General features: G+C 58.2%; 22 protein-coding genes and 1 tRNA gene. 8 read left to right on the top strand and 15 right to left on the bottom strand.

What is annotated here, in order from left to right; all coding sequences use genetic code 11:
- Window positions 1-53 precede the first annotated feature (53 nt).
- The 4 genes from INR77_RS03390 to INR77_RS03375 form a co-directional block, all read right to left on the bottom strand.
- Entirely contained in the window at window positions 54-1,463 is a 1,410-nt protein-coding gene (locus INR77_RS03390) for a cytochrome P450 (protein WP_223072533.1), read from the bottom strand.
- Window positions 1,464-1,580: 117 nt separating this feature from the next.
- Window positions 1,581-2,615: a ferrochelatase gene (gene hemH / locus INR77_RS03385; RefSeq protein WP_223072532.1), complete on the bottom strand. Its 1,035-nt coding sequence runs from the start codon at window positions 2,613-2,615 to the stop codon at window positions 1,581-1,583.
- A gap of 84 nt (window positions 2,616-2,699) precedes the next feature.
- Window positions 2,700-4,985: a molybdopterin cofactor-binding domain-containing protein gene (locus tag INR77_RS03380; RefSeq protein ID WP_370632273.1), complete on the bottom strand. Its 2,286-nt coding sequence runs from the start codon at window positions 4,983-4,985 to the stop codon at window positions 2,700-2,702.
- 51 nt (window positions 4,986-5,036) lie between these two features.
- Window positions 5,037-6,038, bottom strand: a complete 1,002-nt coding sequence (locus tag INR77_RS03375; RefSeq protein ID WP_223072530.1) for an Mrp/NBP35 family ATP-binding protein — start codon at window positions 6,036-6,038, stop codon at window positions 5,037-5,039.
- 117 nt (window positions 6,039-6,155) lie between these two features.
- Here INR77_RS03375 and hflK point away from each other — a divergent pair, with 117 nt between their 5' ends.
- The 3 genes from hflK to INR77_RS03360 all read left to right on the top strand — a co-directional run bounded on the left by hflK (window position 6,156) and on the right by INR77_RS03360 (window position 9,814).
- The gene (gene hflK / locus INR77_RS03370; RefSeq protein WP_223072529.1) at window positions 6,156-7,262 is read left to right on the top strand and encodes a protease modulator HflK; all 1,107 of its coding nucleotides are present in this window, start codon (window positions 6,156-6,158) and stop codon (window positions 7,260-7,262) included.
- 1 nt (window position 7,263) lies between these two features.
- Window positions 7,264-8,106: a protease modulator HflC gene (gene hflC, locus INR77_RS03365; RefSeq protein ID WP_223072528.1), complete on the top strand. Its 843-nt coding sequence runs from the start codon at window positions 7,264-7,266 to the stop codon at window positions 8,104-8,106.
- 178 nt (window positions 8,107-8,284) lie between these two features.
- Window positions 8,285-9,814 carry a Do family serine endopeptidase gene (locus INR77_RS03360; protein ID WP_255573901.1) on the top strand — a complete coding sequence of 510 codons (1,530 nt, stop codon included), beginning with the start codon at window positions 8,285-8,287 and terminating at the stop codon, window positions 9,812-9,814.
- Window positions 9,815-9,912: 98 nt separating this feature from the next.
- Here INR77_RS03360 and INR77_RS03355 read toward each other — a convergent pair whose 3' ends face one another.
- The 4 genes from INR77_RS03355 to INR77_RS03340 all read right to left on the bottom strand — a co-directional run bounded on the left by INR77_RS03355 (window position 9,913) and on the right by INR77_RS03340 (window position 13,908).
- Window positions 9,913-12,138, bottom strand: coding sequence for a transglycosylase domain-containing protein (locus INR77_RS03355; protein WP_255573900.1), 2,226 nt, complete (start codon window positions 12,136-12,138; stop codon window positions 9,913-9,915).
- A 167-nt stretch (window positions 12,139-12,305) separates the two neighbouring features.
- The gene (gene msrB, locus INR77_RS03350; RefSeq protein ID WP_223072527.1) at window positions 12,306-12,710 is read right to left on the bottom strand and encodes a peptide-methionine (R)-S-oxide reductase MsrB; all 405 of its coding nucleotides are present in this window, start codon (window positions 12,708-12,710) and stop codon (window positions 12,306-12,308) included.
- Between the two features lie 60 nt (window positions 12,711-12,770).
- On the bottom strand, window positions 12,771-13,442 hold the full coding sequence (locus INR77_RS03345) for a glutathione S-transferase family protein (protein WP_223072526.1): 672 nt from the start codon (window positions 13,440-13,442) through the stop codon (window positions 12,771-12,773).
- Window positions 13,443-13,509: 67 nt separating this feature from the next.
- Window positions 13,510-13,908 carry a hypothetical protein gene (locus INR77_RS03340; protein ID WP_223072525.1) on the bottom strand — a complete coding sequence of 133 codons (399 nt, stop codon included), beginning with the start codon at window positions 13,906-13,908 and terminating at the stop codon, window positions 13,510-13,512.
- 124 nt (window positions 13,909-14,032) lie between these two features.
- Here INR77_RS03340 and INR77_RS03335 point away from each other — a divergent pair, with 124 nt between their 5' ends.
- Complete coding sequence (locus tag INR77_RS03335) at window positions 14,033-14,425, top strand: VOC family protein (RefSeq protein ID WP_223072524.1); 393 nt, start codon at window positions 14,033-14,035, stop codon at window positions 14,423-14,425.
- A gap of 118 nt (window positions 14,426-14,543) precedes the next feature.
- On the opposite strand, the gene metW is transcribed toward INR77_RS03335, so the two are convergent.
- Both metW and INR77_RS03325 read right to left on the bottom strand, forming a co-directional pair.
- Window positions 14,544-15,167 (bottom strand): methionine biosynthesis protein MetW, encoded by a 624-nt coding sequence (gene metW / locus INR77_RS03330; protein ID WP_223072523.1) that lies wholly within the window; start codon window positions 15,165-15,167, stop codon window positions 14,544-14,546.
- Window positions 15,164-16,261, bottom strand: coding sequence for a homoserine O-acetyltransferase (locus INR77_RS03325; protein ID WP_223072522.1), 1,098 nt, complete (start codon window positions 16,259-16,261; stop codon window positions 15,164-15,166). Before INR77_RS03325 ends, metW begins: the two co-directional genes overlap by 4 nt.
- Window positions 16,262-16,389: 128 nt before the next feature.
- Between INR77_RS03325 and INR77_RS03320 the strand changes: the two genes are divergently transcribed.
- Together INR77_RS03320 and INR77_RS03315 are read left to right on the top strand one after the other, a co-directional pair.
- Window positions 16,390-17,502: a histidinol-phosphate transaminase gene (locus tag INR77_RS03320; protein ID WP_223072521.1), complete on the top strand. Its 1,113-nt coding sequence runs from the start codon at window positions 16,390-16,392 to the stop codon at window positions 17,500-17,502.
- On the top strand, window positions 17,499-18,407 hold the full coding sequence (locus INR77_RS03315) for a prephenate/arogenate dehydrogenase family protein (RefSeq protein WP_223072520.1): 909 nt from the start codon (window positions 17,499-17,501) through the stop codon (window positions 18,405-18,407). Before INR77_RS03320 ends, INR77_RS03315 begins: the two co-directional genes overlap by 4 nt.
- Here the strand turns inward: INR77_RS03315 and INR77_RS03310 are convergent.
- Genes INR77_RS03310 through ftsE form a run of 4 tightly spaced genes read right to left on the bottom strand, consistent with a single transcriptional unit; the run spans window position 18,404 to window position 21,403 of the window.
- On the bottom strand, window positions 18,404-19,123 hold the full coding sequence (locus tag INR77_RS03310; protein ID WP_223072519.1) for a 1-acyl-sn-glycerol-3-phosphate acyltransferase: 720 nt from the start codon (window positions 19,121-19,123) through the stop codon (window positions 18,404-18,406). The two genes, INR77_RS03315 and INR77_RS03310, sit on opposite strands and share 4 nt — an antisense overlap.
- A 12-nt stretch (window positions 19,124-19,135) precedes the next feature.
- Entirely contained in the window at window positions 19,136-19,672 is a 537-nt protein-coding gene (locus tag INR77_RS03305; protein WP_223072518.1) for a YdcF family protein, read from the bottom strand.
- Window positions 19,673-19,694: 22 nt separating this feature from the next.
- Window positions 19,695-20,654, bottom strand: coding sequence for an ABC transporter permease (locus INR77_RS03300; protein WP_255573899.1), 960 nt, complete (start codon window positions 20,652-20,654; stop codon window positions 19,695-19,697).
- Window positions 20,651-21,403, bottom strand: coding sequence for a cell division ATP-binding protein FtsE (ftsE, locus tag INR77_RS03295; RefSeq protein ID WP_223072517.1), 753 nt, complete (start codon window positions 21,401-21,403; stop codon window positions 20,651-20,653). The genes INR77_RS03300 and ftsE overlap by 4 nt, the downstream gene beginning before the upstream one ends.
- Window positions 21,404-21,569: 166 nt before the next feature.
- On the opposite strand from ftsE, the gene INR77_RS03290 reads away from it, so the two are divergent.
- Window positions 21,570-22,571: a zinc-ribbon domain-containing protein gene (locus tag INR77_RS03290; protein ID WP_255573897.1), complete on the top strand. Its 1,002-nt coding sequence runs from the start codon at window positions 21,570-21,572 to the stop codon at window positions 22,569-22,571.
- A gap of 20 nt (window positions 22,572-22,591) precedes the next feature.
- On the opposite strand, the gene INR77_RS03285 is transcribed toward INR77_RS03290, so the two are convergent.
- Window positions 22,592-22,846 carry a hypothetical protein gene (locus INR77_RS03285; RefSeq protein ID WP_223072516.1) on the bottom strand — a complete coding sequence of 85 codons (255 nt, stop codon included), beginning with the start codon at window positions 22,844-22,846 and terminating at the stop codon, window positions 22,592-22,594.
- Window positions 22,847-23,066: 220 nt separating this feature from the next.
- Here INR77_RS03285 and INR77_RS03280 point away from each other — a divergent pair.
- Window positions 23,067-23,153 (top strand) — tRNA-Leu (locus INR77_RS03280).
- Window positions 23,154-23,176: the final 23 nt, after the last annotated feature.

Raw genomic sequence — 23,176 nt, 5'->3', positions numbered from 1 at the left:
GCGTCGAGCACAACCTTTCTGGATCCCCGCCTTCGCGGGGATGCGCAAGAGCCCTAGAGCTTCTTAAATTCAATCTTCAGCCCATCCTTAGGCTGCGGGATTGGCCACGCTTGCCAAGCGGGCGCATAACCCTCTGGCGCTTCGATCCGGTAGCGTTGGAGCAATTGCGCAAGCAGGATTTTCACCTGCATATAGGCAAAGTGCAGCCCCAAACACATATGCGCACCGCCACCAAACGGAACCCACGCGTATTTGTGCCGCGCGCGCACCTTGTCAGCCGTGAAGCGCATCGGATCAAAGGTGTAAGGGTTGTCCCAATATTCCTCTGAATGGTGGGTCCAATAGATATTGATGCCCACGTGCTGGCCAGCGGGAATGCGGTATCCGCCAAACTCAAACTCTTTCAATGCGCGGCGCGGCATTGATGGGACCGGCGGCATCATGCGCATCGTTTCTTTGAATGCCATTTCAGTAAGCTCAAGGCTTGCCAAATCCTCATAAGACAGCGCGCGCGGGTTGCCGCTTGCATCAGGGCCTCCGGTAACCGCCCAGATTTCCTCGCGCAGCTTCTCCTGCCATTCAGGATTGACCGCGAGATAATACATGAACGAGGTCGCCGAGGAGGTGATGGTGTCATGCGCGGCCATCATCAGGAAGCTCATGTGATCGACCACTTCATCGACTGGCAGAAGCGATGCGTCTTCGCGCGTTGCGGTGGCAAATTGGCTGAACATATCCTGCCCACCGCCCTCAGCGCGCCGGCGGATCGTCTCCTTGGTCAGATAGTCGACCATATAGGCGCGGCCATCGACGCCCTTTTTCATCTTGGTAAAGGGAAGCGGTTTGCGGATGGGGGCAACGCTTGCCTGAACCATGTCGACAAAGGCGGTGTTGATTGCGTCGGCCTCTGGCCCCCAAGGGATGCCGAGAAAACTGTCGGCGGCAAGATCAAGCGTCAGTTTCTTGATCGCAGGGTAAAACGTCCTGTCCCCTTCCCACCCCGCGACTTCGCGCGCGATGCCGGAATTCAAGGCTCCGCAGTAATGGCGCATCGGCTCTGGCTTGAACGCGATTGAAAGCGCGCGCCGGTCAATCCGGTGATGATCGAAATCAAGCAGCATGAGGCCGCGCGGAAACAGTTGATCAAGGATCGGGCCCCAGCCCTGCTCGGATGAGAAAATCTTGTCCTTGTTAAACAAGACCAGCTCATTCGCCTCTGCACCGATCAGTGCGACATTCCAGCCGCCAAAGGCTCTTACTTTGTACACTTTGCCATAGGTTTCGACCATGCGCCGGGTGAAGGCATGGGGGTCGGCCAGCTGCGTGAACGTGTGCCCCACCAGCGGATAACCCGCCTCGCCCGGAATGTGATCCAGCGCTGACACATCGGGAACGTCTTCGCTCCAATGCTTGGGGGCTTGGTGATCAGCGGTAGACGGTCTTTTTTGGGCGAGGGTGGCCATGTCTCAATCTCTCTCTCGGCAAATGCGAAATATCCGTATTGCAAATGCAACTTACCACATTGTTAGTAAGTGTCTATGCCAAGATGTGAGCCTGCAACAATGCCCGAACGAAAGGCATCAAATCCAGCCAGAAAGCTCTCGTCCGATCAAGGATTTCAGCATCTCAATCCCTGAGCCAGAAGTGTTGAGGCACTCCATAACGGCAAATTCTTCGCCCCCTGCTTCGAGAAACTCATCGCGCCCTTCTAGTGCGAGTTCTTCGAGCGTCTCAACGCAATCCGCCGAAAAACCGGGGGCGGCGACGACGAGGCGTTTTGTACCCTTCTCGCCTTCTGCAACCAATGTGTCATCGGTGGCTGGTTCGAGCCATTGAGCTGGGCCGAAGCGCGATTGGAAGGTGGTGACGAATTTCACGCCTTGCCATTCGGGGCGCACTTCCAGCTTTTCACGCAAAAGCCGCGAGGTTTTCTGGCAGTGGCAATGATAGGGATCACCCTTTTCAAGCGTGCGCTGTGGCATCCCGTGGAAGCTTAAAAGCATCGTTTCAGGCTTGAACGAAAGCCCTTTGAGTTGGCGCGTCAAATCATCGGCGAGAGCGGTCAGATAGATGTCCGCATCGTGATAGGGCGGCAGGAAGCGCAGCGCTGGCTGCCAGCGCATCTCTTTCAAAACGCGCGCCACTTCGTCGAACACGGTCGCGGTCGTGGCCGCCGAATATTGCGGATAAAGGGGCGCCACCAAAATGCGGTCACAGCCCTTTTCAGTAAGCGCCTTGAGCTTGTCCTCGATTGAGGGATTGCCATAGCGCATGGCGTAATCAATCACGACATTCTCGCCAAACTGGCCTTCGATGGCCTCGGCCTGGCGCGATGTAATATCAGCCAAAGGCGAGCCGCGATCAGTCCAAACCTTGGAATAGGCCTCTGCGCTTTTCGCGGGCCGGGTGTTCAGGATAATACCGCGCAGGATCGGCTGCCAGGCAATCGCCGGGATTTCGATAACGCGTTTGTCGGACAAAAACTGCTTCAAATACCGCTTGACCGACGATGGGTCAGGCGCGTCGGGCGTTCCCAGATTGACCAGCAAAACGCCCACGCCCCCGCTGGACACAGGTGGGTGATCATTAGGAAGAAGTTGGTTTTGCCAGGTCATTTCGCTTGGGGTAACGCTTGAAAAATGATTTCGGGTCCGAGCCTATGCCAGAAAGTCACACAAAAAGATCGTGTACCTCTCTTGCTAAAGACCCCCGGAAAGTAGGGGCAACCGCCTGAGTCGCAAGCCTGTAGCAGAGAACAGCGCATTGGCAATCGCAGGGGAAACCACGCCGACGCCCAATTCGCCCGGGTCCGCACCCGCTTCGCCTGTGCCATTGGCGCTGGGTATGAAGTCGACGACAATTTCCGGGCAATCGCCAATCTTTGGCAGGTTCAGGTCGGCATATTCGAAACTTTCCGGAAGCCCACCACGCATGGCCAGCGGGCTTCCCAGTGCAATGCCAAGGCCGAACAAAAGGCCGCCTTCGATCTGCTGGCGGGCAATATCGAGGTTGATGATGCGGCCAATATCGACCACCGCAGTGAGGCGCGAGACGCGAAGACCACCTTCACCCGGACGCGCGGTGGCAACACAGGCAATGCGCCCGCCTGTTTGCCCATCGCCAATGCGAAGGCAGGCAAGACCCTGCCCGCTTTGATCGCGCCCGCCGTCCCATTCGGCAAGGCTGGCCGCGCGCTGCAAACACGCCGCGAGGCGCACGTCAGAACCCAGCATCGACATCCGGTAAGACAAAGGCTCACGCCCCGATTGGGCAGCCACCTCGTCGATGAAGCTTTCAATCGCGAAAGTGCCCGCGACATAGGCGTTGCCGCGAACGCGCCCTGCAGGATAGCCGGTTTCCACCGGGATATGGCGCACGGTCACGCTGGGCAACGCGTAAGGCGGCACCATGCCTTCCATCGCCAGCTCATCCTTCATGCCGCTTGTCTCGCGAATGGCAGCCCAAGGGGTTAGATTGCCGAACAGTCGGCGGCCAAATTCGTGAGTGGATGGCGGGGTTGCCGCCCGAATTTTGAGCGCGTCAATCGCGCCTGCGCCTTCAGGCTGACCTTCGGCTGCAAGCTGCGCTCCGAAAAGGGTATAGACAGGCGCATAGGGCCGCGAGCGGAGCATCTCCTCACGCCGTGACCATGTGAGATTTACGGGCCGATCCAATTCCTTGGCGATATGCGCGACTTCGACCGCGTGCTCATGCTCAAGGCGCGCATCAAAACTGCCACCTGCCGCCATGGGATATAGCGCGACATCCTCAATGCCGAGCCCCACGGCTTTTGCCGCAGCGGCGCGGGTTTGTTCAGGCGCTTGCGTTGCGATCCAAAGCTCCAGCCGCCCGTCGGCAATCCTGGCCGCAGCGCTTGCGGTTTCAACTGGGCTAGCGTGAAACGGCTCGATCTCATATCGACGCGCCATATCGACGCGCGCCATCGCCTCTTCGCCAAAGCCTGTCTCGTGGGTTTTGAAGCTGTCGCCTGCAGTCAAAAGCGTATCGAGCCTTGCCGCGATGTCCTCGCTCGACACGGGAAACTGCGTTTTGAACTGCGGCTCCATCGCGGTCAGAGCACGCTCAGCGCTCCACCATGTCGTCGCCGCAACAGCAAGCCAGCGCTTGGTTTTGACAGCTCCGACAACCCCGCCAATGCCTTTTGCGCCATCGACGTTAAAGCCGGTCAACTCGCTCCCATTGTTGGGGCCATGACGGATCGCGGCGAAAACCATGCCGGGAAGCCGCACGTCGCCTGCAAAACGGTATGAGCCATCGACTTTTGAAGGCAGGTCAATGCGGGGAAAAGAAGCAGAAGGGCCCGCATCGGCATCGCTTGCGCCTGCTCGCGGCGTTTCATCGGCAAGCTCCGGGCGCAGCGGCGGCGGGTCAGGCGGCGATTGCTCAGCAGCGCCAGCGGCAAGCTCTCCAAAGGTGGCGGACTTGTCACCAAGCCGCACGAGCCCTTGGTAAACTTCACATTCTTCCCAGGACGCGCCCCATCTATCAGCCGCCTCCATCGCCAGCATTGCGCGCGCAGCCGCAGCTGCTTCGCGGGCAGGTTGCTCATAAGCGGCGAGCGAAGTGCCATCGGCGGTCGCGGTGAAGGCATTGGAGCGGGCAAACCGTTCAGCCAGCATATCATCGACACCCTCCGCTAGACCAGCGGTCGCCGGATCCCACAAGCTTATCCAGCGCTTGGCCAAGGGCGTGTTGGGATAGGCAGGCGCGGCCGCAGCGGGCTCGACAGCGATCTGTCGCCAGTCCGCGCCCAATTCCTCAGCCACAATTTGCGGGATCAGCGTGGTGATCCCCTGCCCCATTTCAAGCTGGGGAACTGCGACAGAGACAACACCGTCTTCGGCAATCTTAAGCCATGCGCCCAGCACGTGTTCACCGCGCGCAGGGGTGAGGGGATTGGGATATTGGCGCGGCAAAAACCACCAGGCCACGACCAAGCCGCCGCCAATGGCCGCCCCCGTCATTACCCCTCGCCGTGTAATTTGCATTGCCGCCCTATCTCCCGTGAAGGGGCCTTACACTTTGCCGTTTGTCATCCAGCGATCAAGCGCCTGAGCTATAACTATAAACGGCTTCGCGCCTTCACCATCCGATGCAGCGGGCGGCTTTCCCGCGTCACCCGCCAGCCGCGTCTCCATCGTCAGCGGGATTTTGCCGAGGAAGGGGATTTCAAGAGCGCTCGCGAATTTCTCCACCCCGCCTTCGCCAAAGGGGTTGGAGATAGCCCCGCATTCAGGGCAGGCATAACCCGACATATTCTCGACAAGCCCAATGATCGGCACATCCCCGTCTTCGAAAAGCTGGCCAGCGCGCGCCGCATCGAGCAGCGCCAGATCCTGCGGCGTCGAGACAAGGATAGCGCCATCGGGCTTATTATCGGCCAGCATCGAAATCTGTACATCGCCTGTGCCCGGCGGCAGGTCGATCAGGAGCACCTCGGTGTCATCCCAATGCGCATCCACGATCTGTGTGAGCGCCTTACCCGCCATAGGGCCGCGCCATGCAAGCGCTTTGCCTTGTGCAACCAGATTGCCCATTGAAAGCATTTTGACGCCGTGAGGACTTTCAATGGGGACGAGCTTTTCATCACGCGCCTCAGCCTTCGATCTTTCGGTAGCAAGAAGCCGCGCCTGACTTGGCCCGTATATGTCACCGTCAATCACGCCGACTTTCCGACCCATTTTCGCCAGAGCCACCGCCAGATTGGTGGTAAGCGTGGACTTGCCAACGCCGCCTTTGCCAGAGCCAACCGCGATAATCATGCGCTGTCTGCGATCCGCGATTAGCGCGACGCGCACTTCAGCCACTTCCTCAAGCGGCAAAAGTGCATTTTCGATCAGCTTCTCAAGCTCTTCGCGCGCTTTCGCCCCTAAATCGCCCGCTTCGGCGACCACGATGGCGCGCTCTTCTTTCAGCCGCGCAGAACGGATCCGGCCTTGAATTTCAACCGGCAGGCTTTTGCGTATCAAAGCCTCAGCAGCCTCAAGGTTTGGAGGGGAATTGTTATCACTAACCATAGCAATGCGCCTCTAGCACTATTTTGTGACATCGAACCCCTGTTTTTCCTACAAAGGTGTTCCTATACATGGGTCATGCAGATTTTTGACGGCTTTAGAAAACAATGGGGCCTTGCCATGGCCGGTAAGAAAAATCCCTGGGGCAAACCCACTGGCGGTGGGTCAGGCGACACGCCTTCTGGCGACAAATCAGATGGCTCCGGTAATGATGGCCCACGCAACCCCTGGCTTCCCGGCGGGGGCTCTGATGATGGCAAACGTCGTTCGGCCAGCATCGAAGACATCTTCAAGAACAAAGGCCCCGAAGGTCCACGCCGCGCAGGCGGTGGTGGAGGCGGCCCTTCGTTTCAAATGCCCTCTCGTCCCGGTGGAGGAAGCTGGCTGCCAATCATTCTGGCCGTTTTGGCAGGCATCTGGATAATTTTCACCAGCTTCCACTTCATCCAGCCCGGTGAGCGCGCAACCGTGACCCGGTTCGGCGGGAGCTTTGTTGGCACTTTCGATCAGGGTACGAATATCTCGTGGCCTTATCCGATCAGCATCGTCGAGGTTGAAAACGTCGAAGCGGCCCGGATTGAGGAAGTGCCAAGCAAGCTGATCCTTACCGGGGATCAGAACCTTGTCGATCTCAGCTATTCGGTGCGCTGGAATATCAATGATTTGTCCTTGTTCCAGTTTCAGCTGGCCGATCCTGTAGAAACCGTGCGCGAAGCGGCAGAAGCGGCGATGCGTTCCTCGGTCGCCGAAAAAACTCTCGACACCGTCATTTCAGGTGAAGGGCGCGCTGATATTCAGGCCAATGTGCAAACGCGAATGCAGAATATTCTCGACAGCTATGGCGCAGGTATCACGGTTCTGGGGATCGAAGTCGATCAGACTGACCCGCCTGAAAGCGTGGTTGAAGCATTTAACGACGTGCTTGCAGCACAGCAGGATGCTGAGCGCGAATTGAACGGAGCGCGCCGGTATTCGCAGCGCCTTCTGGCCCGCGCAGAAGGTGACGCTGAACAGTTTAATCAGATCTACAGCCAATATCGTCTTGCCCCTGAGGTGACGCGTCGCAGACTGTATTATGAGACAATGGAATCGGTTCTGAGCCGCACGGACAAGACAATCATCGATGCCGATGGGGTAACCCCCTATCTTCCCTTACGCGAAATAGAGCGGCGTTCCGCTCAACCAGCCGCTCCAGCAGCCGCACCCGCACCAGCAGGAGGCCAGTAAGATGCAAGACATCTGGACTAACTTCAAACTGCCGATCATCGCTGCCGGTGTTTTTCTAATGGCGCTTGCAGCAACCCTGTTCGTGACGCCTGAGACGAAACAGGCCGTCATCATCCGCACTGGTGAACCCAAGGCTATCGTCAATCTTTTCGATCCCGATGAGCCTTTTGGCCAGACCGGAGCCGGGATCTGGTGGCGCATTCCTTTTGTTGACCGCGTGCAGATGGTTGAGCGCCGTGTGCTTGATCTGGACATGGACAACGAACAGGTACTCACCAGCGACCAGCAACGCCTTCAGGTGAATGCATATGCGCGCTATCGCATCATCCAGCCGGTGACGATGATTGAGCGGGCAGGCGACGAATCGCGTCTGAACGTGCAGTTGGCACGGATCCTTCGTTCGGCCTTGCGTCAGGAATTGGGGCGGCGCACTTTCGCCAGCCTTCTGACCGCAGAGCGTGGCAATGCCATGACCAATATTCGCGACAGCCTTGACCAACAAGCGCGCGAATACGGAGCACAGATCATCGATGTGCGGATCAAGGCAGCCGATTTGCCGGAAGGAACGCCTCTGCAAGCTGCCTTCACCCGAATGATTTCCGAGCGGCAAGAACAAGCCGAAACCATTCGTGCACAAGGGCGTAAGAACGCGCAGATCATCCGCGCCGAAGCCGATGCTGAGGCCGCTGCCACCTATGCAGCAGCCTATGGCAAGGATCCGGATTTCTACGATTTCTACCGCGCCATGGAAAGCTATCGCCAGACCTTCATCAATGGCGAAGGGGACAGCTCGATGGTGCTGGATTCGGACAATGAGTATTTCAATCAGTTCAATGGTCAATGACGCTCTTTTCCATGTGGGCTCCAAAAATTGGGCTCACCGACCAACGGCTGATTTCGAACTACCGACTACATCCGTGTTCAATCGCGGTTAAGTGCGCCTAAGGCTTAAGGGCAGGCGTAACTTAAAGTAACTCAGACGCCGCTTTTGCTGGCGTCACTACAGGAAGGAATGAGAGGACGTGAGCAACGTGCGGTATGTTTATGGACTGACGAGCGCGCTTCTAGTGGGCGGTGCAGCGGTCTCGCTGATGACCGGGATGCCAGCAGGTGCCCAAGTCGCGCAAAACGACACAAGTGTGATGAACCGTGTGGTGCCCCAGGCTGGCGCTCCGGCAAGCTTTGCAGATTTGACCCAGCAATTGCAGCCCGCCGTGGTGAATATCGCCACGCGTCAATCGGTTGAGGTCAATCGCAACCCGTTTGCTGGCACACCTTTCGCAGAATTGTTCAACCGGAGGGGCGGCAATCAACCCCAGCGCCGCGAAGCGCAATCGCTGGGCTCTGGCTTCATCATCAGCGCCGATGGTTTTGTCGTCACCAACAATCACGTGGTTGCCCCTGATAACCGGGCGCGGCTGGAAGAGATCACGGTGACTTTCCCGGACGGAACCGAATATGAAGCCGATCTGGTTGGTGCAGATGCTGCATCTGACCTCGCCGTGCTCAAGATCAAATCGGACAAGACCTTCCCCTTCGTGACTTTCGGCGATTCGTCGCAAGCGCGTGTAGGCGAATGGGTGGTCGCAATCGGCAACCCGTTTGGCCTTGGCGGAACGGTGACGTCGGGCATTATTTCGGCCGTTTATCGTAACACCGGCCAAGGCGGCGCATATGACCGCTTCATTCAGACCGACGCCTCGATCAACCGGGGCAATTCGGGCGGCCCGCTGTTCGATATGCGCGGCAATGTGATTGGTATTAACAATGCGATCTTCTCACCGTCTGGCGGAAGCGTCGGCATCGGCTTTGCCATCCCCAGTGAAATCGCCGAGCCTATCGTCAACCAGCTTAAGGCGGGACAAGAGATTGAGCGCGGCTATCTCGGTGTCAATCTCCAGCCGATGAGCGATGATCTGGCTGATTCGCTTGGCCTTACACGCAATCGCGGCGAGATTGTTCAGATCGTCACCGACGACAGCCCGGCCGAAAAAGCCGGGATGAAGGCTGGCGACATCATCGTGGAAGTCAACGGCAATGAAGTTTCGTCCGATCAGACGGTTTCGTTCCTCGTTGCAAACATCTCACCGGGTGAGACGGTACCAGTGACCGTGATCCGTGAAGGTCGCCGCGTGACGCTCAACACGACGCTCGCCCGTCGCCCTAGCGAAGAAGAGCTCGCTCAGCAGGCGCAAGCATTTGACCCGGATTCGGACGAGCCGATGGATCCGGATCAAACCGATGACGAAGTCGCTGAAAAGCTGGGCCTGCAAGTGCTCGAAATGACCGCGCGCATCGCCCGCAGCCTGGGTGTGCCTGAGGATACCACCGGCCTTGTGATCGGCGCGGTTGATCCAAACTCTGACTCGGGCCGTAAAGGTCTTCGCCGCGGTGATGTGATCTTGTCGGCGAATTATCAGGAAGTTGCATCGGTGGACGATCTGCGCGAACAGATTGCAGCGGCCGAAGCAGAGGGCCGCGACGCGGTGTTGCTGCGGATCCAGCGCCGTGGTCAACCGCCACGCTTCCTGCCCATCCGCCTGCGCAACTGATCGCCAAGGCAAGCTAACAAATGAAAAACCCCCGGCGGCCATCAGGCTACCGGGGGTTTTTCTTTGTTTTGCGTGCTCTTGATTGCTGCAGCGCCGCTTTATCCATCGTCCAGAAAATTGGGGTCGCTCACCGATTGTGGAGGCGGGGCGGGTTGTCGCGGGGTCGGGTTTGGACGCGGACGCTGCGGCTGAGGCGGGGACGGATTGCGCCCAAGTGCTTCATCGAGGAAATCATCGCTCACCGCAGCAGGCGGCTCAACAACAGCGCCGGGGCTGCGCTCCCCTTCAATATCGAACGCAGGGCTTTCCGGATCGCGCCGACCCGGCTCAATCAGATTGCCTTGTTCATCGATGAAGTAATAGTCATCCGGGTCGCCAAACAACGCCTCTTCATCAGGCTCAAGCGCCCATTCCGGCAGGTTCAATTCAGTGTCGAACTCCTCTTCAGGGCGGTCTTTCACCGCATAGCGCATATAAGCAGCAAAAGCTCTTGCAGGCGCGCGGCCTCCTTGAAGACCGGGGACCGCCTTTGCATCGTCGCGGCCCATCCAGACCCCGGTCGTTATCCCGCTTGAAAAGCCCACGAACCACCCATCCTTGTTCGAACTGGTCGTCCCGGTCTTGCCTGCAACAGGCCTCCCGATCTGCGCTGCGCGGCCTGTGCCTGTTTGCACCGCAGCTTGCAGGAGATCGGTAATGCCAGCGGCGACATAGTCAGGTACAACCTTGTTTTCGCGCGGGCTTTCGTGCTCGTAAATCGTTTCCCCATCGGCGGTGACGACTTTGGTTATACCATAAGGCATCACCTTCATGCCCCGCGCTGAAATCCCGGCGAAGGCCTGCGTCATTTCAATGAGCCGCACTTCGGAAGAACCCAGCACCATCGAAGGGAATGTCGAAATGGGCGAACTCACGCCAAAGCGCCGCGCCATCGAAGCAACGGTGCCAAAGCCCACTTCATTGCCCAATTGAGCCGCCACGGTGTTGATCGAATAGGCAAAGGCGGTGCGCAAATTCGTCTCGCCCACATTGCGGCCATTGGAATTGCGCGGGCTCCATCCGTCGATCGTTACAGGGGTATCGACCACCCGATCATCTGGCGTGTAACCTTTTTCCAAAGCGGCAAGATAAACGAACAGCTTCCACGAAGAGCCCGGCTGACGCATTGCATTGGTTGCGCGGTTGAAGTTGCTTTCGACATAATCGGTGCCGCCTACCAGCGCCAAGATCGCCCCGTCGCGGTCAAGGCTCACCAATGCCCCTTGCGCACCCTCTGGCGCATTTGATGCAACCGCAGCGGTCGCGGCGCGCTGCATTCCAACATCGAGCGTCGTCCAGACCTCCAATGGCGCATTGGTTTCCGGCAGGATGAGATCCAGCTGCGGCAACACATAATCGGTGAAATAACGCACCGAGTTTTGCCCCGCTTGCTGTTTCAACTGCACCGCATCGACATCGACCGAAGCCTGATCGGCGGTGATATAGCCTTGCTCGCGCATGAGGCGCAGCACGACGCTAGCGCGGTCGACAGCAGCCTGCACATCGGCTGTAGGAGAGTAACGGCTTGGCGCTTTTACGAGGCCTGCGATGATTGAAGCTTCGGCCACGCTAAGCTCGCGGCCAGGGTGGCTGAAGAATTTGCGAGACGCTGAGTCCACCCCATAGGCCCCGCCGCCGAAATACACTTTGTTCAGGTAAAGCTCTAAAATTTGCTCTTTGGAGAATTTCCATTCGAGCGCCATCGCCAACACCGCCTCGCGCACCTTTCGGTCAACCGTGCGGTTCGAGGACAAAAACAAATTGCGCGCCAATTGCTGCGTGATGGTTGACGTTCCGCCCAAGCGAGAGCGGGCGCCCGTGACCCCTTCAACGATGGCGCCGGTCAAACGGATTGGATCAATGCCGTAGTGCGAGTGGAAACGCTTGTCCTCCACCGCGATCATGGCGTTGCGCATATTTTGCGGGATCTCTTCGTAATCGAGCCATTCGCCGAAACTTGGGCCGATTTCGACAATCTCACTGCCATCTCGCGACAGGACACGGATGGTTTGCCCCGCCTGACTTGATTGCAGTTGATAAAAACTAGGCAGCGAACGCGCGGCCATGCCCACGGCAACGGCAAGGAATACTGCGCCCAGGACCCCCGCCAATGCGCCAAAACCGATGAGGCGCTTAGTCCATTTCCAAAATGGCGAAGGTGCGTCTCTGTTCAGAGTGGTCTTCTTCTTGGCTGATTTCTTACCAGCCGAGCCAGCGCGCTCGCTCGCCCCGCGGCGTGCACCGCGCTTGTTCTTGTTTGAAAGGCTGTCACCCCGCTTCGACATTCAACTCGATCAAACCTTTTGCGTGGGGGCCACTTGCCCAATTTATGACATAATATGTCTAAGCAAGTTGTAACGTGGGGTGAACACAAAGCTGAGCGTCATCCCCATGAAACGAGTCTTATTCGCGCCTAGCTGAGCGTTTATTCGCCTGAACAAGCGCCGGGCTATTAGTCTTCTGGCGCGAATTCGAGTGCGGCGGAGTTGATGCAATAACGAAGGCCGCCTTCTTCTGGCGGACCGTCGGGGAAGACATGGCCCAGATGGCTGTTGCAATTGCCACAGCGCACTTCGGTGCGGATCATCCCGAATGAAACATCGCGGTGCTCGTCGATAACCTCTTCATCGGCGGGCTTTGTGAAAGCGGGCCAGCCGCAACCTGAATTGTATTTGGCAGCCGAGATGAACAGGCGCGTGCCGCACGCGGCGCACATATATTCGCCTTTCTCGTAAAACTTGTCGTATTTGCCAGTAAAAGCGCGTTCCGTTCCTGCTTCGCGCAGGATATGGAACTGCTCAGCACTCAGGCGTTCACGCCACTCGTCTTCGGTGATGGTTTTGGGATCGTGGGACATGGGGGCCTCTTCTCTTGTGACAACCATATCGGAAGCCCATGCCAAAGGTGCAAGGGTGATCTACCCATCAACTAGTGCGTAGTGCTCAGGCGGTTTGATCACATCCATGCGCTCGGACAGGAGCGGACGGAAACTGGGGCGGCTTTTGAACACCGAATACCAGCCGCGCGTTTGCTCATGCCCGTTCCAATCAATCCCGCCAAGGTAATCAGCCACACTGATCTGAGCCGCTGCGGCAAGGTCAGCAAGGCTCATCGTGGAGCCTGCCAACCACGGGCGATTATCAATGAGCCAATCCATATAATCGAGGTGGCCGTGTGCGTTGCGCATGGCCTCGCGCAAAGCCCGGCTGTCAGGGGGTTGTTTATAGATGATGCGCTTTTTCATCCGCTCGAGCAGTAGAGGCGCGGTCACATCCCGGTAGAAATTTTCATCGAACAAAGCGACAAGGCGGCGGATTTCGGCGCGGTTGGCCGCAGTCCCATTGATCATGGGTTTTGTATCGACCGTCTCCTCAAGATATTCCGCAATCGCACGGCTGTCGGCAAGCGTGATGCCCTTTTGCTCATCCACGACGACAGGCGTGGTGCCCGCCGCGTTCAGATTGTGAAACATCTCAGACGGGGCCCAAGGGTCTTCGCGCACCAGATCATAGCCAATGCCCTTCTCCGCCATCAGCAAGCGGATTTTGCGGGAGAACGGACAAAGGGGGAATTGATAAAGCTGCCACATTGCAGGTCGCTTTATGCCGCAGTTTCGCGGGCAAATCCACTGGCTCTCATGGGTTGACGCGTCACTATCAACCACCTTGCGCTTTGGATGCCTCAAGCAGAGCGAGGCACGCGGGCATCATCACGCCAACGTCAGCAAAATCATCGGCGCGGTGTCGCGTCTTTTCATTCTCGACAATGCGAACGACATCGGATCGCTCAAGGCTGTAGCGGTCGATCAAGCGCACCATAGCGGTCAGGAAAAACTCACGTGCATTGGCCTGTTTCAGGTCGGGCGCGCTTTGCCCGCGCGCATCGCCCGCCTCTTGCCAACCTTGCATGATCGCAAAGGCAATGCCGCAGCGTGGGCCGGTGGCTTCCTCGATCGAAAGGTCATCCAAGCTCGCCGGTTTTTCCGGCCCGTTATCTGGCACAGCGGACTGAAGAGCGAAGGGAAGGACAAGCGCTGAAAGGAGAGAAATTGTCATGGCAATGCACTTTAGCTGCGCTCACGTGAACCTGCGACGACAAGATGAGAAAAATTGGCCTTGCTCGCGCGTCGTCCCCGCCTTACGCCAAGCGCGGTTAAACCCTTCAAGAGGAGAGAAACAGATGCTCAATCACGTGATGATCGGCTCTAACGACATCGAAAGATCGAAGAAATTCTACAATGCCGCGCTCGGCGTGCTGGGAGCAGGCGAGCCGATGGAGCACGTCAACGACACCGGCCAAACGCGCCTGTTCTACATCCATAACGGCAGCACGGTTTCAATCTCGCAGCCAATCAATGGCGAGCCTGTTGAGCCATCCAACGGGTTCACGCTTGGCTTTGTGTGCGATTCGCCAGAGCAAATTCAGGAATTCCATGATGTTGCGGTCGCCAATGGCGGCACCACTTGTGAAGACCCTCCCGGCCTTCGCGAAGGCTCCATGGGCCCGATGTATCTGTGCTATTTCCGTGATCCTGATGGCCACAAGATCTGCGGCATCCATCGGCCGTCCTGATTGAGGGCAGCCGCCGCCCACCTCCCCGCCCGGCCACCATTGGTACCATTAGGCTATAGTGGCCGGGCGGGGAGGTGGGTGGCGGCTGCGTCTCGCGTTAGCGAGCCCGGAAAAAAGCTCAGCGGCTTAATTCAAACAAAGCAAATTCAGCGCGCCAGTTGGCTCCCAATGGGCTGATGGCGCGCTCGTTCGCGAAGTTCCATTCGCGCGTGATCTTTGCGCCTTTTTCGGCAGCCAGTGCGCGGAAATCTTCCACGGTAACGTGGTGAATATTCTCGGTTTCATACCAGCTTATCGGGATGGCGTTGGTAACCGGCATCCGCCCACCGAACATAAGAGCAGCCCGCGTGCGCCAATGCGCAAAGTTCGGAAAGCTCACAAAAGCGACATCGGCCACCCGCAAAAGCTGATCGAGCACCTGATCGGGGCGATTGGTGGTTTGAAGCGTGCGGGCAAGGACCGCGAAATCGAAGCTACGATCAGGATAGTTGCAAAGGTCGGTATTGGCATCGCCCTGAATAACCGAAAGCCCCTTGGCAACGGCGCGTTCAACCTTCACCGGGTCCAGCTCAACCCCGCGCACATCAGCGCCATAATCACGTTCCAACGCAGCCATGAGGGCACCGTCACCGCACCCGATATCGAGCACTCGCGATGGCCCAGCCGCCTTGCCGATCTGCCCCCCGATTCTTTGGGCAATCGCATCAAGGTCAAAGCGCAGTCGAGAATTGGGCGCGGTCATTCGACAAACCCCCTCACCACGCGGTCCAATTGATCGTGCGGGAGAAGGAAGCTGTCGTGCCCTGCGCTTGCTGAAAGCTCGACGAAGCTGACCTTCGCGCTTGTCGCGTTAAGCGCATGAACCACGTGCCGGCTTTCAGCCGTGGGATAAAGCCAGTCGCTGTCAAAGCTCACCAGACAAAATCGCGCGGTTGATCCTGCAAAAGCATCGGCAAGCTTGCCGCCGTGTTCTTCGGCCAGATCGAAATAATCCATCGCCCGCGTGATGTAGAGGTAAGAGTTCGCATCAAATCGCTGCGTAAATCCGCTGCCTTGATAGCGCAGGTAACTCTCCACCTGAAAATCGGCCTCAAAACCGAAGCTCTTGGCCTCGCGATCCTGCAAACGACGTCCGAATTTCTGGGTCAGCCCTTCTTCGGAAAGATAGGTGATATGCGCAGCCATGCGGGCCACCGCCAAGCCGTTATCGGGCCGTGCATCCGAACCATAATAATCGCCATGGCGCCAATTGGGATCGGCCATAATCGCCTGCCGCCCAAGCTCGTGAAAAGCGATGTTTTGCGCCGAATGACGTGCGGTAGAGGCGAGTACCAAAACACGGTTTGCACGCGTCGGCCAGTTGGCCGCAAGGCTTAGCGTTTGCATCCCGCCCATCGAACCGCCGACAACAGCGTGAAGCGCCTCAATCTCCAACCCGTCAAGCAGCGCCACAAGCCCTCTCACCATATCGCGAATGGTGATCACGGGGAAACGCATGGCATAGGGCTTACCATCAGGTGCAATCGAAGCAGGGCCCGTTGAACCAAGGCACGAGCCAATGACATTGGCGCAAATGACATGAAAGCGGTTTGTATCGATGGGTTTGCCCGGACCCACCATCCGCTCCCACCACCCCGGCTTTCCAGTGATGGGGTGCGTGCTCGCCACATATTGGTCGCCCGTCAGCGCATGACAGATAAGGACCGCATTCGACTTATCTGAATTCAACTCCCCATAAGTCTCATACGCGATCTGAGCACCCTCAAGCACTTGGCCGCTATCGAGCGGTAAGGCTTCTGGCAGCAAAAACACCTTTGAGACGCGGGCTTTGGTCATTATTTGCCTAAAGAGGAAAAAGAGCCCTTCGACAAGCGTGAGGGCAGCGGTTAGAGGGCTAATTCAATTGTCGAACCGTGCTGAGCTTGTCGCAGCACCCTCTTTTTTCAAGTCTGCGCCGATCCGTAATGACCAGTAAGCCTGAACCCAAATCCTATATTCTTGGCATCCATGCCTATGTGCCGGGCAAATCGGCAGCTTCCGATGGCCGCCCGCTTATCAAGCTGTCGGCGAATGAAAATCCGCTAGGTTCATCGCTTGCCGCTCTTGAAGAGCTTGAGGCGCCGCGCGGGTTTGCCAATGGGGCAGCGGCCTATCCCGATCCCGATTGCAAGGAGTTGCGCGCAGCGATTGGCGAACTGCACGGTCTTGATCCGGCGCGCATTGTGTGCGGGACGGGGTCAGGCGAAATTCTCAACTGCGCGGTGCAAGCATTTGCTGGCGCCGGCGATGAAGTGCTCTTTTCCAAATACTCATTCTCACTTTACCCGCTTCTTGCGCATAAGGTGGGGGCAACCCCGGTAATGGCACCGGACAACAATCTGGCCGCATCAGTGGACTTCATTCTGGATAGCGTCACAGAGCGGACGAAAGTTGTACTTCTTGATAATCCCAACAACCCTATTGGCTCTTGGCTAGACGCATCTGAAATAGAGCGCCTGCACGAAAAGCTACCGGCGGATGTGTTGCTTGTCCTTGACCAGGCCTATGCCGAATATCTTCCGCAAGGGGTTGATGATGGCGGGCTTGAACTTGCGCAGGAAAAAGAGAATGTCTTGGTGACGCGAACCTTCGCCAAAGCATATGGCCTTGCCGCTGAACGCATCGGCTGGGCGACCGGAAGTGCGCATCTGATCGATATGATCAATCGCTTGCGCGGCCCGTTTAACGTGACCACCAGCGGCCAGAAGGCAGCTCTTGCGGCAGTGGGCGACCAGGATTTCGTCCGCGCGAGCCGGGAGCACAACGCGCTCGAACGCGGCAAATTCGTCGAGGTGATCGAGAGCCTTGGCAACCATGGCCTCACCGCGACACCAAGCGAGGCCAATTTTGTCCTCGTCCATTTTGACGGCGAAGTTAAAGCTGAAGAGGCGCTGAGCGCGCTTGCCAAGGCTGGCTATGCGGTGCGCCACTTGCCCTCACAAGGCCTGCCCAATGCGCTGCGCATCACTATCGGCAAGGCCGAGGATATGGAGCGCGTGGCCGCTTGTTTAAGAGAGCTTTGCGGGGAAAGCGCATGACAATCGAAACCGTCGCAATCATTGGCCTTGGCCTGCTTGGCGGTTCTGTTGGCCTTGCCACGATGGAACACGCGCCGGGTATCGTGACCAAGGGTTATGACCACAACCCCGACGTGCGCGCCAAAGCGGCTGCGCGCGGGATCGTGGGTTCGGTTTGCGACAGCGCAGCGGACGCAGTCGCCGATGCGGATCTTGTTATTTTATGTGTGCCCGTCGGCGCGATGGAAGCAGCGGCGAGCGAGCTAGCGCCACACCTTAAACAAGGCGCGATTATCTCAGACGTTGGCTCGTCGAAAGAAAGCGTAGCCAAAGCTTTGGCAAAAACGCTTCCCGGTCACACGGTGATCCCTGCGCACCCGGTGGCTGGCACCGAACAAAGCGGGCCGGAGGCAGGTTTTGCTTCGCTTTTCACCAATCGCTGGTGCATCCTCACCCCACCCGAAAACGCGGATGAGGAGGCGGTTAGCGCTTTGTCTGACTATTGGACGAAGCTGGGCGCAAAAATCGAGATCATGGACGCAAAGCACCACGATGTCGTGCTCGCGGTCACTAGCCATATCCCGCACCTAATCGCCTATACGATTGTGGGCACGGCGAGCGATCTGGAAGAGGTCACGCGCTCGGAAGTCATCAAATATTCCGCCGGGGGTTTTCGCGATTTCACCCGCATCGCAGCCTCCGATCCGGTCATGTGGCGCGATGTCTTCCTGAACAATAAGGACGCCGTTCTCGAAGTTCTGGGCCGGTTTAGCGAAGACCTTTCCGCCCTTCAGCGCGCCATCCGTTCAGGCGACGGCGAAACACTGCACGACCTTTTCAGCCGCACCCGCAAAATCCGCCGCGAAGTGATTGAGCAAGGTCAGGATGATGGTCGCCCCGACTTTGGGCGCAAAGATCACAGCTAGGCTTTAGCGACCGCGCCTCTCGCCGCTACATCTTCACCATTGTTCAGCGCATTGATCGCGCGATGGACGCGCCGCTCCATCTCGTCACGGGGAAGCCCTGCGGGGATCGTCTCGCCTACGCGATACGTGATCGTGCCGGGCTGTTTTATGATGCGGTGATAGGTTGGACCGCTGTCGACCGCGACTGGCACGACTGGAAGGCCGAGCAATTTGTAAATCCCGGCAAAGCCCGATTGCAAAGGCGGCTCCTTGCCGTGGGGCACGCGCGTGCCTTCGGGAAAAATCACCAGCGGTCGCCCTTCAGCAATCCTGAGTTTCGCAAAAGCGATCATTTCCCGCAGAGCCCTGGCGCCCTTGTCGCGCGCAACCGGCACAAGCCCATACACCCGCGCCGACAACCCCCAACCCGGGATCCAGAAAAGTTCGCGCTTGGCAAAGACGGTGGGGAAGCTGAACAGGCGCGGCATATCAATCGCTTCGAAAAAGCTCTCATGCTTGACCGCGATCAGAACGGGTTCGTCCGGTATCACACCATCTTGCACCACTTTGATGCCAAGGATGTTTTGAACACACCAGTGATGCCAATCCCCCCAGCGAGCCACGACTCCCTTCAAGGCCACCTGCCCCATCGGCACAGCAAGCACTGAGGCGATCACCAAAATCGCGCTCACCCCGTAAAAAAGGGGATAAAAAAGAAGATTGCGAAGTAACGCCAAAAAGTTCGCGCCTTAATAACCGAAAAGACCAGCACCATAGCTGGCAATCAGCTTGTGGTATTCAAGGAATAGACTTGCAAGGCTTGGCGTTGATGGCACCGCATCGCGCACAAGGGTCATATCATCGGGCAGCTTCTGAGCAAGCTCGTACCCTGCACGCCGCATATGCCAATCGGTTGTAACCAGCCTGACCGATCCAATCTCGTTTTCCATCACCCATTCAGCGGCCTCAGCAGCGTTACCGCGCGTATCCACCGCCTGAAAGCCAAGCGACACGCAGCACTCCATGCGTGCCTCGCTCACTTCAAACTCGGCGGCAAATTCGCCCGGTGTGACTTCGCGGTCGACACCTGTCACAAGCATCTTTTGAGCAAGCCCTGCGTCAAGCACGGCAAGGCCTTGTGGGATCCGGCCTGCTCCTCCGGTTGCGACAATCACCGCATCGGTGCGCTCAGCGCCCGCAGGCTGAGGCAATGCGGCAGCAAACCACAAAAAGCCAAGCGCCCAAACGAGCAGCACAAAAGAGGCAAGATAACGAAAGGTCTTCATAAGATCAGTCTCAGCGATCAGCCTAAAGCATAGACTTTAACGCATAGCCAATCGTTATGCGCCCGGTGATGACTGCAAGCAGAACGCCGCATAGGGGGATGGTCGCTACAATTAGCCAATCGGTGAGCGAAAGCCCGCCGCCTGCCACCATGCCGCTATCGAGCGCGGCGAATTGTCGCCCCAAAAGCCACACCGCGACAAGGCCCAGTAGAAATCCGACAAAGGCACCAAAGGCCGCTTCGCGAATAACGGGACGCTCAAACACGCGGGTGACCTGAGCATCCGTGCCGCCAAGCAGGTGAATTATCTCCACCGTTTCGCGGTGATTGGCAAAGGCGCTGCGCGAGGCGAGCCATACGGCGGCAGCGGTGGCGATTGAAACGAGAATGATAAGGCCAAGCGCCAGATATTGCAGCGCCGAGAGCGCCTCGTAAACCGGACGAAGCCACTGTGACTGTGCATCAACCCGCGCCGCTCCGCCCAATGGTTCCAGCGCGCTATCAAGCACCGACTGCAATTCACTGAGCTCATCAACTGACGCGCGGCGCGACAACTCGACATCAATCAACGCAGGGATCGGCACATTGTCAGAGGCCGCGCCCTCTCCAAGCCAGGGTTTAAGCAATTCCTCAAGCTCGTCTTGCGGCACTTGGCGAACCGATGTGACGAGCGGGTGAGTGGCAAGAGCCGATGTCGCCGCCTCGGCCTGAGCCGCGCGCTCTTGCGGGTCAGCTTCGATGATCTGCACTGTGACAGCATCGGCAAGGTCCGCACGCGCATTCTGAGCAAGGTTGCGCAGCGAAAGCCCTCCTGCCGCGGCAATCACGACAAGCGCGATCAAAATGGCAATCACCCATGGAATGGGCCCTGTAAGCTTGGTCGGGGGCGACAAATTCGCCTCAGCGCTGCGCGCTCTGCTCGGCGCGGCCTCGACCGATGCAGAATCCTGATCTGCCTCTTCAAGAACGGAAGGGTCGCTCACTTGGCCGTCCCTCGCGTTTGCGCGCGCGGTTTGGGCTTTGGCGCAGGCGGATAACGCAACGCGCCTGTGGGGTCGGACAGCCGCCCTTTATGAAGGCGCATGATCAGCGATTCCGGCACTTTCTTGAGCAAGTGCACATCGTGGGTCGCAACAATCACCGTCGTCCCGACCCGATTGTTCAGCGCTTCGAACAAACGCAGAAGTTTAAGCGCCATTTCCGGGTCAACATTGCCCGTTGGCTCATCCGCGATCAGAACCTGAGGCCGGGCAATAACCGCGCGCGCGATTGCCACACGCTGTTGTTCTCCGCCTGACATTGTCTGAGGCAATGCCTGCATCCGGTGCGAAAGCCCCACCCACTCCATCATATCAGTGACCGAGCGCAGCACCTTGGCTTCATCCGTACCCGCCAGCCGCAGCGGCAAAGCGACATTATCAAAGGCGGAAAGGTGCTGAACCAGACGGAAGTTCTGAAACACCACGCCCAGCCGCCTGCGAAATTCGGGCAGGCTGGAGCGCGGGCTGGTGATCATGTCCTTGCCGAACATTCGGATGCTTCCGCGCGAGGGGCGCTGGGCAAGGTAGAGGAGCTTTAACAGGCTCGTCTTTCCCGCACCGCTTGCTCCGGTAAGAAAGTAAAAGCTGCCCGGAAAAAGCGTGAAAGAGACATCGGACAGCACCTCGGCATCGGTGCCATAGCGAAGCCCTACGTTGTCGAATTTCACGATTGCAGCGGGCTTGTCGTTCATGACAGGCGATTTATCAGCGCCAGAGGCAGGGGGGAACCCCAAGAGGGACGGCAACCCACCGCAATTGAGGTGCTTTGCAGCCGAAATCCCCCGCCAGTGTGGAAAAACGGACTAAATCGCCTCTCTGCGTGCCTGTTACCCCTTGTGCCGCTGCCATCGGTGATTCATGCAAATTCTCGCAATGATCATCTCGTGCCCTGCCTGCGAAACACGCTATGTTGTGCCTGAGACGGCCATCGGGCCGGAAGGGCGCACGGTGCGCTGCGCCAAGTGCAAGCATTCATGGTTTCAGGATCCAAAGCCGATTGATGTGAGCGATGCGGTTGAACCGGCTCCACCGCCCCCAGCACCAACACCTGCACCAACACCTGCACCAGCACCAGCACCTGCACCTGCACCAACAGCGAAGCAGAGCGGGGACGCACCCGGACCATCGGTGGACTTCTGGCGGTCAGGCGATCTCAACAAGCAGGAGGCTTTTGAAGGGGCTCCTGAAGAAGCAGCTCAAAAACCCCCTCAGACAGCACAGCCAGAGCCTCGCGCACCTAACAAGGATGCGCCAGCAGATGAGAGCGAGCCAGCGCTCACCGACCCACTTGCTGGCGCTGAGGATGACGATCCCTATTTCGATGACATCGACTCAGCTTTCGATGACGCGGATGAAGGTGATGCGGAACAATACAAAGGGGGCTATGACGAGAACGCCTCCAGCTTTGAATACCGCCCGCCCTTCACCCGGCGACGCAACAGCCTCAAGATGTGGACGATTGCCGGTTTCGTATTTGCCGCGCTTGCAACGGGCACGGTGGTCGCGGTCAATTACTATGGCCTGCCCGACTGGGTCCCGGTTGAACGCCCGACCTGGGGCATGGAACAGCCGGGCATCGAGCTTGATTTTCCTGAGCACGAACAGCGCACAGAGGTGCTTGCGAGCGGCGAGGAAATCTTTCAGGTGCGAGGCACCATCAACAATGTGGGCCAGGAAAGCGTCGATGTGCCGAGCCTGCTGGTCGTGTTCCGTGATGAGCGTGAGAAGAACGTGTATTCCTGGGTGATCGTGCCGTCCAAGCGCGAGCTTGCGCCGGGTGAAAGCCTCAATGTTACCGAAGCCATCACCGATATTCCGCCCGCAGCGCAGGCCGCTGAGATTGGCTGGTCACCGAATTAACGGCACCGCGCGTTAGCGGCTCATTCGAAATCGGCCCATACGGTGCCATTGCTATCGCGGTTTTGCTGGACGCGGGCGGTGTGCGTGGCGCTCACCTTGAGGGAGCCTTCGCCGCTTGCATCGAAGGTTACCTGTGCCGGGCGGATGATCCGCGCGCTTGCCTGCACCTGAACCGACACGCCTCGCGATGCGCGCGCTGATGTGTCCGCAGCCTGAGGAGCCGCTTGGGGCGCGGCGCTTTGCGCAAGGATCAGGAGGGCCGCAGTGAGGCTCATACCCCATGATTTCTGCGCCAATCACCCTTTTCGCAATTCCGTCAGAGCCCCTATCCCGCAGCGGGACGAAGGAGGGTAAAAGGTTAACCACGCGATCAATCGTCAAACATTGTCGCTGGCAAGGCATCAAAGCTCTTGCGCGGGGCGCACGGTGTTGCTAGTGGCGCGCTCCTACCGAGGGCAGCGAAGCCAAGTTTCGCCGCCCTGCTTACCCAAGAGTGCGGTCGTGGCGGAACTGGTAGACGCGCAACGTTGAGGTCGTTGTGGGCTAACGCCCGTGGAAGTTCGAGTCTTCTCGACCGCACCATTTTCTTGAAACTGAGACGAGCG

It is taken from the genome of Erythrobacter sp. SCSIO 43205, from assembly GCF_019904235.1.
GTDB lineage: Bacteria > Pseudomonadota > Alphaproteobacteria > Sphingomonadales > Sphingomonadaceae > Erythrobacter.
Note: the sequence above shows the minus strand (reverse complement) of the source record. Positions and strands in the feature narration are given on the sequence as shown.